The organism is Siccibacter turicensis LMG 23730 (assembly GCF_000463155.2).
GTDB lineage: Bacteria > Pseudomonadota > Gammaproteobacteria > Enterobacterales > Enterobacteriaceae > Siccibacter > Siccibacter turicensis.
In genome coordinates this window covers 432,258-444,045 of sequence record NZ_AWFZ01000042.1, presented here as the reverse complement: position 1 = coordinate 444,045, position 11,788 = coordinate 432,258, and the positions used below count along the sequence as shown (strand labels likewise).

Annotated in this window: 10 protein-coding genes; 5 read left to right on the top strand and 5 right to left on the bottom strand. The window is 59.1% G+C overall.

The genetic code is table 11. The features are described from left to right. Positions 1-54 precede the first annotated feature (54 nt). Complete coding sequence (locus tag DW58_RS14060) at positions 55-1,041, top strand: 2-hydroxyacid dehydrogenase (protein WP_024547592.1); 987 nt, start codon at positions 55-57, stop codon at positions 1,039-1,041. A gap of 94 nt (positions 1,042-1,135) precedes the next feature. On the opposite strand, the gene DW58_RS14055 is transcribed toward DW58_RS14060, so the two are convergent. Continuing rightward, the gene (locus DW58_RS14055) at positions 1,136-1,402 is read right to left on the bottom strand and encodes a putative hemolysin (protein ID WP_024547591.1); all 267 of its coding nucleotides are present in this window, start codon (positions 1,400-1,402) and stop codon (positions 1,136-1,138) included. Positions 1,403-1,713: 311 nt separating this feature from the next. On the opposite strand from DW58_RS14055, the gene nifJ reads away from it, so the two are divergent. After that, positions 1,714-5,238, top strand: coding sequence for a pyruvate:ferredoxin (flavodoxin) oxidoreductase (gene nifJ / locus DW58_RS14050; protein WP_024547590.1), 3,525 nt, complete (start codon positions 1,714-1,716; stop codon positions 5,236-5,238). 53 nt (positions 5,239-5,291) lie between these two features. Here nifJ and dbpA read toward each other — a convergent pair whose 3' ends face one another. Both dbpA and DW58_RS14040 read right to left on the bottom strand, forming a co-directional pair. Beyond that, on the bottom strand, positions 5,292-6,665 hold the full coding sequence (gene dbpA / locus DW58_RS14045; RefSeq protein ID WP_024547589.1) for an ATP-dependent RNA helicase DbpA: 1,374 nt from the start codon (positions 6,663-6,665) through the stop codon (positions 5,292-5,294). A gap of 82 nt (positions 6,666-6,747) precedes the next feature. After that, on the bottom strand, positions 6,748-7,128 hold the full coding sequence (locus DW58_RS14040; RefSeq protein ID WP_024547588.1) for a RidA family protein: 381 nt from the start codon (positions 7,126-7,128) through the stop codon (positions 6,748-6,750). Positions 7,129-7,434: 306 nt separating this feature from the next. Between DW58_RS14040 and DW58_RS14035 the strand changes: the two genes are divergently transcribed. The 3 genes from DW58_RS14035 (at position 7,435) to ttcA (ending at position 10,046) form a co-directional block, all read left to right on the top strand. Then, complete coding sequence (locus tag DW58_RS14035) at positions 7,435-8,151, top strand: hypothetical protein (protein WP_024547587.1); 717 nt, start codon at positions 7,435-7,437, stop codon at positions 8,149-8,151. Between the two features lie 226 nt (positions 8,152-8,377). Further along, positions 8,378-8,851 (top strand): Hcp family type VI secretion system effector, encoded by a 474-nt coding sequence (locus DW58_RS14025; protein ID WP_024547586.1) that lies wholly within the window; start codon positions 8,378-8,380, stop codon positions 8,849-8,851. Positions 8,852-9,113: 262 nt separating this feature from the next. After that, complete coding sequence (gene ttcA, locus DW58_RS14020; RefSeq protein ID WP_024547585.1) at positions 9,114-10,046, top strand: tRNA 2-thiocytidine(32) synthetase TtcA; 933 nt, start codon at positions 9,114-9,116, stop codon at positions 10,044-10,046. A gap of 34 nt (positions 10,047-10,080) precedes the next feature. Here the strand turns inward: ttcA and ynaL are convergent, their stop codons facing one another. After that, positions 10,081-10,230, bottom strand: coding sequence for a proline-rich small protein YnaL (gene ynaL / locus DW58_RS21195; RefSeq protein ID WP_162831860.1), 150 nt, complete (start codon positions 10,228-10,230; stop codon positions 10,081-10,083). A gap of 274 nt (positions 10,231-10,504) precedes the next feature. Continuing rightward, positions 10,505-11,488 (bottom strand): zinc transporter ZntB, encoded by a 984-nt coding sequence (gene zntB, locus DW58_RS14015; RefSeq protein WP_024547584.1) that lies wholly within the window; start codon positions 11,486-11,488, stop codon positions 10,505-10,507. Positions 11,489-11,788 lie beyond the last annotated feature (300 nt).

The window sequence follows — 11,788 nt, the reverse complement described above, 5'->3', positions numbered from 1 at the left end:
GTCAGATAATTTTAAATATGCTAACGTGACGAAAAAGTCACAGGAGAAAGCCTTATGAAACTGGCGATATACAGCACAAAACAGTACGACAAAAAGTATCTGGAGCATGTTAACCAGCAATACGGCTTTGAACTCGATTTCTATGACTTTCTACTCACGGAAAAGACCGCTAAAAACGCCCACGGCTGCGAAGGTGTCTGTATCTTCGTCAACGACGACGGCAGCCGCCCGGTGCTGGAGGAGTTGAAAAAGAACGGCGTGAAGTTTATCGCGCTGCGCTGCGCCGGCTTTAACAACGTCGATCTGGACGCCGCAAAAGAGCTTGGCCTGCACGTGGTACGCGTTCCGGCCTACTCCCCTGAAGCGGTGGCCGAGCACGCGGTCGGCATGATGATGTGCCTGAACCGTCGAATTCACCGCGCCTATCAGCGTACCCGCGATGCGAACTTCTCCCTCGAAGGGCTGACCGGTTTCACCATGTACGGCAAAACCGCCGGGGTGATTGGCACCGGCAAAATCGGCGTCGCGACCCTGCGTATTCTGAAAGGCTTCGGGATGCGCCTGCTGGCGTTCGACCCGTACCCGAGCGCGGCGGCGCTGGAACTGGGCGTGGAGTATGTCGATCTGGAAACCCTGTTCTCAGAGTCCAACGTCATTTCGCTGCACTGCCCGCTGACCCCGGAGAACTACCACCTGCTGAACCGCAGCGCCTTTGAGCAGATGAAACCCGGCGTGATGATCATCAACACCAGCCGCGGGGCGCTGATTGACTCCCAGGCGGCGATCGACGCGCTGAAAAGCCAGAAGATTGGGGCGCTGGGCATGGACGTGTATGAGAATGAACGCGATCTGTTCTTTGAAGATAAGTCGAATGATGTGATTCAGGATGACGTGTTCCGTCGGCTGTCCGCCTGCCACAACGTGCTGTTCACCGGTCATCAGGCGTTCCTGACCGAAGAGGCGCTGATCAGCATTTCAGAAACCACGCTGGAAAACCTGCGTCAGCTGGAAAACGGCGAGACCTGCGCCAACGAACTTTAACCTTTCTGTTACCCCGGCCCTCTCCGTGCGGAGAGGGTGCCGTCGGTAATACCTGCCCAGGCGGGGTGCGTTATCCACCCGCCTGTCGTGTCACTTAAAAGCTGCCGCAGCTGCCCGACGCCAGGGCGCTTTCACTGCACCGTTTGCCGTTCGGCATGGCGCACATCCCGGTCGATGTCCCGTCGAGCTGACGCGCCACCAGCGCTACGCCACCCGCCATCGCACAGTTAGCCGCCCCGGTTCCGGACAGCGCCGCACGCATTCCCGGCGGCACGTGTGCGGCCGTCGCCTGCTGTTCTGGCTCGCTGCTGCAAGCCGATAATAAAAGTGCCGCACACCCTACCCAAAACGCTGCGCGCATAGTTCTCCCCTCAAACATGAAATACCAGACCCCGGGCATCTTATGCAGTCGGACGGCGCGCTGTCGAGCCTGCAGAAAAATTTACCTGGGGTTTTGCTGCTTTTTCGCCGTTTTTTTGAGCTATATCGGATTATCCCGGTTTCGCTTGTTTTTAAGGCGCCAGTACGCGCGCCCATTAACCCTGCGGTTTCCAGGTGTAAAGGACACAAAAGCGAAAATGGCCGGACACCCCCTTTGCTAAAATTGCCCCATAATTACAGGGTGCGTTGACGATACGCGCCCCTCTTTTTGCGCAATGTAAGGGTGTCACTATGATCACAACTGACGGCAATGGCGCGGTCGCCTCGGTGGCGTTTCGTACCAGCGAAGTAATTGCCATCTACCCGATCACGCCAAGCTCCACCATGGCGGAGCAGGCAGATGCGTGGGCCGGTAACGGCCTGAAAAACATCTGGGGCGACGTACCGCGCGTAGTGGAGATGCAGTCCGAAGCTGGTGCCATCGCGACCGTGCACGGTGCCCTGCAGACCGGTGCGCTCTCCACCTCGTTCACCTCCTCGCAGGGGTTGCTGCTGATGATCCCGACGCTCTACAAGCTGGCGGGTGAGCTGACGCCGTTTGTGCTGCACGTGGCGGCGCGCACCGTGGCTACCCATGCGCTGTCGATCTTCGGCGACCACTCCGATGTGATGGCGGTGCGCCAGACCGGCTGCGCCCTACTGTGCGCCAGCAGCGTGCAGGAGGCCCAGGACTTTGCGCTGATCGCCCATATTGCCACCCTGAAAAGCCGGGTGCCGTTTATCCACTTCTTCGACGGTTTCCGCACTTCGCACGAGATAAATAAGATTGTACCGCTGGCCGACGACACCCTGCGCAGCCTGATGCCGCAGGCAGAGATCGACGCCCACCGCGCCCGGGCGCTGAACCCCGAGCATCCGTTGATCCGCGGTACCTCCGCGAACCCGGATACGTATTTCCAGTCCAGAGAAGCCACTAACCCCTGGTACAACGCGGTCTACCAGCACGTTGAAGACGCGATGGACGCCTTTGCCGAGGCCACCGGGCGCGCCTATCGTCCGTTCGAGTATTACGGCCACCCCGAGGCAGAACGGGTGATCGTGCTGATGGGATCGGCTATCGGCACCTGTGAAGAGGTGGTGGACGAGCTGCTGATGCGCGGCGAGAGAGTGGGCGTACTCAAGGTGCGGCTCTACCGGCCGTTCAGCGCCCGTCACCTGCTTGAGGTGCTGCCCCAGAGCGCGAAAAGCGTGGCGGTGCTGGATCGCACCAAAGAGCCCGGCGCGCTGGCCGAACCGCTCTATCTCGATGTGATGACCGCGCTGGCCGAGGCCTACAACGCCGGCGAGCGTGAGACGCTGCCGCGCACCCTTGGCGGGCGCTACGGCCTCTCCTCGAAAGAGTTCGGGCCAGCCTGCGTGCTGGCGGTGTTCAACGAGCTGAGCGCCGCGCAGCCGAAACCGCGCTTTACGGTGGGTATCTATGACGACGTCACTAACCTATCCCTGCCGCTGCCGGAAAACACCCTGCCGTCACACGCTAAACTCGAAGCGCTGTTCTACGGTCTTGGCAGCGACGGTAGCGTCTCCGCCACCAAGAACAACATCAAAATCATCGGCAATGCCACGCCGCTGTTCGCCCAGGGCTATTTCGTTTACGACTCGAAAAAGGCCGGGGGGCTTACCGTCTCGCATCTGCGCGTCAGCGAACGCCCGATTAACTCGGCCTACCTGATAGACAAGGCGGATTTTGTGGGCTGTCACCAGCTGCAGTTCGTGGATAAGTACCAGATGGCCGAGCGGCTGAAGCCGGGCGGCATCTTCCTGCTCAATACTCCCTACTCCCCGGATGAGGTGTGGGCGCGGCTGCCGCAGGAGCTGCAAGCGGCGCTGGTGCAGCGCAAGGCGCGGTTCTACGTCATCAACGCCGCGAAGATTGCCCGGGAGTGTCATCTTGGGGCGCGCATCAACACCGTGATGCAGATGGCGTTCTTCCACCTGACTCAGATCCTGCCGGGCGACAGCGCCCTCACGGCGTTGCAGGGCGCGATTGCCAAAAGCTACAGCAGCAAAGGCCAGGAGCTGGTCGAGCGCAACTGGCAAGCGCTGGCCCTGGCCCGGGAATCCCTGTTCGCCGTGCCGCTTGAGGCGGTTAACGCCGACAGCCCGCAGCGCCCGCCGGTGGTGTCCGACGCGGCACCGGACTTTGTGAAAACCGTGACCGCGGCGATGCTGGCCGGGCTGGGGGATGCGCTGCCGGTATCCGCCCTGCCGCCGGACGGCACCTGGCCGGTGGGTACCACCCGCTGGGAGAAGCGCAATATTGCCGAAGCGATCCCCATCTGGAAACCGGAGATCTGCACCCAGTGTAACCACTGCGTGGCGGCCTGCCCGCACTCGGCGATCCGCGCCAAAGTGGTACAGCCGGACGCGCTCGCCGACGCGCCGGAGGCGATGCAGTCTCTGGACGTGAAATCCCGCGACATGCGCGGCCAGAAGTACGTGCTGCAGGTTGCGCCGGAGGACTGCACCGGCTGTAACCTGTGCGTGGAGGTGTGCCCGGCGAAAGATCGTCAGAACCCGGAGATCAAGGCCATCAACATGATGTCGCGTCTCGAGCACGTCGAGGAGGAGAAAGTGAACTACGACTTCTTCCTCAACCTGCCGGAGATCGACCGCACCAGCCTTGAGCGTATCGACATTCGCACCTCGCAGCTTATCTCGCCGCTGTTCGAATACTCCGGGGCGTGCTCCGGCTGCGGTGAGACGCCGTACATCAAGCTGCTCACCCAGCTCTACGGCGACCGGCTGCTGATTGCCAACGCCACCGGCTGCTCGTCAATCTACGGCGGCAACCTGCCCTCGACCCCGTACACCACCGATGCCAACGGACGCGGGCCGGCGTGGGCCAACTCGCTGTTTGAGGATAACGCCGAGTTCGGGCTGGGCTTCCGCCTCACGGTGGACCAGCACAAGCTGCGGGTGCAGCGTCTGCTGGAAGAACAGGCTGACAAACTGCCGGTGGATCTGCTGGCGGCCCTGCGTGCCGATGCCACACCGGAAGTGCGGCGCGAGCAGGTGGCGGCGCTACGGGCGGCGCTGGCCGATGACCCCGGCGCCGCGCAGCTGCTGACCGATGCCGACGCGCTGGTGGAGAAATCGATCTGGCTGATTGGCGGTGACGGCTGGGCCTACGATATTGGCTTCGGCGGGCTGGATCACGTGATGAGCCTCACCGAGAACGTTAATATCCTGGTGCTCGACACCCAGTGCTACTCCAACACCGGCGGTCAGGCGTCGAAAGCGACGCCGCTCGGCGCGGTGACCAAGTTTGGCGAGCACGGCAAGCGCAAGGCGCGTAAGGATCTGGGCGTCAGCATGATGATGTACGGTCACGTCTACGTCGCGCAGATTTCGCTCGGGGCGCAGCTCAACCAGACGGTGAAAGCGATTCAGGAAGCGGAAGCCTATCCGGGGCCGTCGCTTATCATCGCCTACAGCCCGTGCGAGGAGCACGGTTACGACCTGGCCCTGAGTCACGATCAGATGCGTCAGCTGACCGCCACCGGCTTCTGGCCGCTGTACCGCTTCGATCCACGCCGTGCGGATGAAGGGAAACTACCGCTGGCGCTGGACTCGCGTCCGCCGTCGGATGCCCTGGCCGATACGCTGATGAAGGAGCAGCGTTTCCGCCGCCTCAACGCGCAGCAGCCCGAGGTGGCCGAACAGCTGTGGAAGGATGCCGCGGCCGATCTGCAAAAACGCTACGATTTTCTGGCCCAGCTGGCAGGCAAAGCGGAGAAAGCGCCCAGCGAATAAAACGAAAAACGCCCCGTCGGGGCGTTTTTTTTGACGCGGCGTGACGGGCGGGATTATTTGAGCAACCGCACCTTCACCGATTTGCCTTTGATTTTTCCCTGCTGCAGCTGCTTCCAGGCATGGCGCGCCACGCCCTGGCGTACCGCGACATAGGCATGAATCGGATGCATATCGATCTTGCCGATGTCCGCCCCGTCCAGCCCCATATCCCCGGTCATCGCCCCGAGAATATCACCCGGACGCATTTTGGCTTTTTTGCCGCCGTCGATGCATAGCGTGGCCATCTCTGGCTCCAGCGGTTTCACCACTCCGCCAGACGGCGCGGCCTGCCAGTTCAGGGACAGGTTAAGCATCTCTGCCAGCACCGCGGCGCGCTGGGCCTCTTCCGGTGCGCAGAAGCTGATGGCCAGCCCGCTGGCGCCGGCGCGTGCGGTGCGTCCGATGCGGTGGACGTGCACTTCCGGGTCCCAGGAGAGTTCGAAATTGATCACCATCTCCAGCGATTTAATATCCAGCCCGCGCGCCGCCACGTCGGTGGCGACCAGCACACGGCTGCTGCCGTTGGCGAAGCGTACCAGCGTCTGATCGCGGTCGCGCTGCTCCATGTCGCCGTGCAGCGCTAGCGCGCTCTGATCCCGCGCGTTCAGCGCGTCACACACGGCCTGACAATCTTTCTTCGTGTTGCAGAACACCACGCAGGAGGCGGGCTGGTGCTTACTGAGCAGCGCCTGCAGCAGGCCAATTTTGCCGCCGCGTGACACTTCGTAAAACTGCTGCTCAACCGCCGGCAGTTCGTCCACGGTGTCGATTTCAATGCTCTGGGGATCGCGCTGAACCCGTTTGCTGATGGCGGCGATGCCCGCCGGCCAGGTGGCGGAGAACAGCAGCGTCTGGCGGCTGGCAGGCGCGTGACGGATCACATCGTCAATCGCCTCGGCGAAGCCCATGTCCAGCATGCGGTCGGCTTCATCCAGCACCAGGGTCTGCAGCGCATCCAGCTTCACGGTGCCCTTTTCAAGGTGGTCAAGCAGACGCCCTGGGGTGGCGACGATAATGTGCGGCGCGTGCTGCAGGGAGTCGCGCTGCACGCCGAACGGCTGGCCACCGCACAGGGTGAGAATTTTGATGTTTGGCATCGCGCGCGCCAGGCGACGCAGCTCTTTTGCCACCTGATCCGCCAGTTCACGGGTCGGACAGAGCACCAGCGACTGGGTCATAAACTGGCTGGCATCGATATGCTGCAGCACCCCCAGCCCGAACGCAGCGGTTTTGCCGCTGCCGGTTTTTGCCTGCACACGGACATCTTTTCCGGCGAGGATTGCGGGCAGCGCAGCGGCCTGAACCGGGGTCATGGCGAGGTAACCCAGCTCGTTAAGGTTGGCGAGCTGAGCGGCAGGTAAGGCGTTTAAATCGGCAAAAGCGGTCACGTCGGGATTCTCAAGGTATAAAGACTGACGCGTATGCTAGCAGACTCCCGGGTTGCGGTCATGGAACTTGCCCGCCCGACGTTCAGTCAAGCGCGAGCACCGCCTCGATTTCGACGTTCAGATCCGGCGAGAACAGGCCGCTCACCTGCACCAGTGAACTGGCAGGCAGGCTCTCCTCAACGTTAGCGAACAGCACTTCCCGCAGCGCGGGGAGCGCATCGAGGCTGGTCACAAAGATAGTCACTTTAATCAGCGCGCTGAGCGTGGTGTTTTCGGCGGCAGCAATCACCTTCAGCTGGCGGAATATCTCCTGCGCCTGGCTTGCCATATCCTGCCCCTGCGCCGCGCTGCCAAACGCCGTCAGCCCGGAGACATACAGCGTGTCGTTGTGTTTTACAGCGTGAACATAAGGCGCAGTAACCGTACCCAGCTGCGCATAGTTTTTACGTTCCAGATGAATCATAGGAGCCCCGACGGTGTGTAAATCTTATTTTGTAGACCAACAGGTATAGTGTCTCAGCCATGTGACCGTCAAATGAATTGATATTATAAATGGGCAGGTATGTCGTTAATTCTGGGCATGGCCAGTTGCCGTGGGCACCCTTCCTGCGCCGAAAAATAAAATCATATTGCCGGATGTAATAACCTGAATGCGTAATATCTGACAAGTAATTCGCTTTTATTACGGTAAAGCGTAACGGCCTCATCTAATTACAACGTTAAGCCGCGAAATTATAATGGCGTCATCAGTATTCAGTCAGGATGACGAATGTCTTATTACAGCGATGCCCTTAAATTACAGGCCCGGGCCGAAAGCGATCTCGCCAGCCGGCTGGACCGCGCGGTAAGCGCCGTCGGTGAGAGCCTTTATGAGATGGCGAACGATACCCTTGCGGGCATAGAACGCGCCTCCTGGCTGTCATCGTGCTTTATTCCGGGTAAATCCGCGGTGTGCGCTGAGATCAAACACGAAGACGTGCGCTACATTCTCAGTAAAAAAGAGACGCTCACCCGTCCGGACGTGGTTCTCGATATGGTAGAGATCTGGTTTAAGCGAAAAGTCGACCAACTCACTGATAAAGACGAGCGTTCATTACTGGTCAAAATTGCACGGCATCTGGTGGGTATTGCAGTAGATAAGGCGACCGATAACCTCGGCAACTACACCCTCGCCTATTTCCTGGCGCTGCTGGTATTAAGCTCCCGGGATTTCAAAGACGCCACGATGAAATCCATCATCAAAAACTCAGGCTATATCGTCTCTGCCGCCGGGGTTTATGGCAAGGTTCAGAAGGCGGCACTCGCGGCCAGAAAGCTGAAAATCCTTCATCCTGACTACTACTGGGATCTGTATAAAAATAATCTTGAGATGCTCTATTACATTATTGAAGAACCCATGTCGAAAATTATCAATTTACTGGATTCAGGCAGCGATAACGCCGAGGAGATAACGTTTCTGATTAACGATCTGGTCAGTAAACCATGACGGGCTGGTTTATAAAGTGGATAAAACAGGCGCTGGGCATGGCGTTCAATTATCTTGCGCCGTTAACGATTATTGGGGCCTGCGCGTTTATTTTTGCGCACCTTGTTCCGGAGCACACCACGCTGCTCACGATACTGTCAGCCGTGATTGTCTTTTACCTTTTTTCAAAATATTCCAGATGGTATTAGGCCTACCTTAATGAATCAGTCGCCAGGGAGTAATCTGTATGGCAAACATCATCCACCTGAGCGTGACCGGCTACCAGCAAGGGCTGCTCTCCGCAGGATGCGGGACGGAAAAGTCGATTGGCAACAAATGGCAGCGCGGCCATGAAGATGAGATTTTTATCTATGAGATCGCGAATACCGTTACCAGCGAGGACAACCTCAGCTTTCATCCTGTGACCGTACGCAAGCCCATTGATAAAGCCACGCCGCTGCTGCTGCAGGCGCTGAACGATAAAGAGACGCTGGAGTGCTGCTTTCATTTTTACCGCACCAGCGCCCACGGCGGGAATGAACTCTATTTCAAAATGAAGCTGACAAAGGCCCGCATCACTGAAATAAACTACCTTTATCCCAACTCGGTCACCCACAACGATTTGCAGCCCCAGGAGCTGATATCGCTGCGTTTCGCAACCGTCACCATGGAACACACCGTGGCCCATACCTCGGCGTGGGCGAGCTGGAAAGGCGAGTAGTTACCTGACGCGGTGGCGTGCCTGCAAACCCTCTACGCCGCCGCGTCGTCACCCTCTTCCCACCGTGCGCTTCGGCACATGGATCCGCCCGGTTATGGCGCCTCTGCCCCGCCAGGACGCGTTTCACTGTAGATCCTTCTGGTATTCGTCGCCGGAATCCGTACCATACGGCGCATACTTTTACCTGAAGATGAACGGCGGCGAACGCCGACCGTTCGTCCGGCGCGTTACCACGCCCCTTCGTTGTCAGAGACACGCATACATGCAAGATACTCACGATATCAGTAAGAAAGAGCAGTACAACCTTAACAAGCTTCAGAAGCGCCTGCGCCGCAACGTCGGTGAAGCCATTGCCGATTTCAATATGATTGAGGACGGCGATCGCATTATGGTGTGTCTGTCGGGCGGCAAAGACAGCTATACCATGCTGGAAATCCTGCGCAATCTGCAGCAGAGCGCGCCTATCTCTTTCAGTCTGGTGGCGGTCAACCTCGATCAGAAACAGCCGGGCTTCCCGGAGCATATCCTGCCGGAATACCTGGCTAACCTCGACGTGGAGTACAAAATCGTCGAGGAAAATACCTACGGCATCGTTAAAGAGAAAATTCCGGAAGGGAAAACCACCTGTTCGCTCTGCTCGCGCCTGCGCCGCGGTATTCTCTACCGCACCGCCACGGAGCTGGGCGCCACGAAAATCGCGCTGGGCCACCACCGCGACGACATCCTGCAGACCCTGTTCCTGAACATGTTCTACGGCGGGAAAATGAAGGGCATGCCGCCGAAGCTGATGAGCGACGACGGAAAACACATCGTTATCCGCCCGCTCGCCTACTGCCGTGAGAAGGACATTGAGCGCTTCTCCCAGGCCAAAGGCTTCCCGATCATTCCGTGCAACCTGTGCGGCTCCCAGCCGAACCTGCAGCGTCAGGTTATCGCCGATATGCTGCGTGACTGGGATAAACGCTATCCGGGCCGCATCGAAACCATGTTCAGCGCGATGCAGAACGTGGTGCCGTCGCACCTGAGCGACATTAATCTGTTCGACTTCAAGGGCATTCGCCACGGCGCGGATGTGGTCGACGGCGGCGATCTGGCGTTTGACCGGGAAGATATCCCGTTGACGCCGGCAGGCTGGCAGCCGGAAGAGGACGACGAGCGGCCGCTACAGCGCCTCGACGTTCTGGAAATCAAATAGCAAAAAGCCCTCCAGCGGAGGGCTTTTTTTATCGCTATCCCATGTGGGGCGGCGGATCGATTATCGGTTTCGGGTCCGGCTCCAGCGGCGGGTCGGGGATCGGCTGCGGCCTGGGAATCGGGTCGGGCACCGGCACCGGATCGCTCGGTATCGGGTCGCTCATGCGTAGAGTGTGAATCGCCATTGCTGCCTCCTGTAAGGTATACCCGTACTTTAAGGGTAGTGGTTACTGAGCATGAGGCAAAAAAAAAGCCGACATTCAGTCGGCTTCGTACGAATCAAGTGTGCTATGCAGTAATTCAAAAAAAGGAAGTAAGACAATATGGAGCGCAACGCCCATCGCTTGACGTTGCATTCACCTGCGGGAAAGATATTGCCCCAACTATCCGTATGAATTATTGATGTTGCTCAATGTTTCGCAGCTTTGCGAGCGCGATCGCAGATAAAATTCGTTGCATTTACAGCCATTTACTTCGATGTAACCACAGAATAACACCACCGATCAACACCACTAACATGATACAAAAAACGCTAAAGCCCATGTGCCATCCCCCGCCGGGAATACCGCCGAGATTGACGCCGAACAGGCCGGTCAGGAAGGTGCTGGGCAGAAACACCATCGCCATCAGCGACATGGTGTAGGTGCGGCGCGCCAGAGATTCCTGCATCATCTGCGCGATTTCATCGTTCATCACGCTGGTGCGCGCAATGCAGGCGTCGATCTCATCCAGCCCGCGCCCGAGGCGGTCGGTAATGTCCTGCATGCGACGCCGCTGGTCGTCATCCATCCACGGGAAACGCTCGCTGGCAAGCCGGGCGTACACGTCGCGCTGCGGCGCCATATAGCGACGCATGACGATAAGCTGCTTGCGCAGCAGCGCCAGAAAACCGCGCGGCGGGAACTGCTCATCCAACAGGTTGTCCTCCAGATCGATAATGCGGTCGTGAAGCTGCTCGATAAATTCGCTGGCGTGATCGGTCAGGGCATCACACACGTCCACCAGCCAGGCGCCGATGTTTTCCGGCCCGGTGCCCTCGTTGAGGTCGTGAATGACGTCGTCCAGCGCCAGCACCTTGCGCTGCCGGGTGGAGATAATCAGCCGCTCGTCGAGATAGAGGCGCATCGCCACCAGCTGATCCGGGCGCTCATCGGTGCTGCCGTTGATGCAGCGCAGGGTGATCAGCGTCCCTTCCCCGATGCGCGAGACGCGCGGGCGCGTGCTCTCGCCGGCCAGCGCATCACGCACCGGATTCGGCAGCAGCGGCGTGGTCGCCAGCCACTCCGCGCTTTCCGGATTGGTATAGTTAAGGTGTAACCAGCAGGGGTGCGTTTTATCGATGATATCCGCATTGTCGAGCGGTTTTACCCCGCCCTTGCCGTCCAGTATCCAGGCGTACACCGCATCCGGCACGTTCAGGTCGCAACCTTTAATTGTCTCCACGTTCCCTCTTTTTCCGGGTCAGACATGATGCTGTAGTCTAGCCAGCCCTGCCGCCGACGCAACCCCTTCACGGGAAGTGCTTTTCCACGGCGGCGCAGCAGGTTATGCCAGCCGCAATAAATAATATTTCCTGCCTGAAAACCGTCCCGGCACGTGAGGTTATGTCAGCCCGGAGCGCATCATCCCCACGCTTTCACCAGAATCCGGCGTCGTAACCGCGTTTTCGACGCCCGACCGGATGGCCACGCCTGCCGCGGCATATTGCCCGGCGCGAAAAAACGCGTTAGCGTCTGTTCCGCT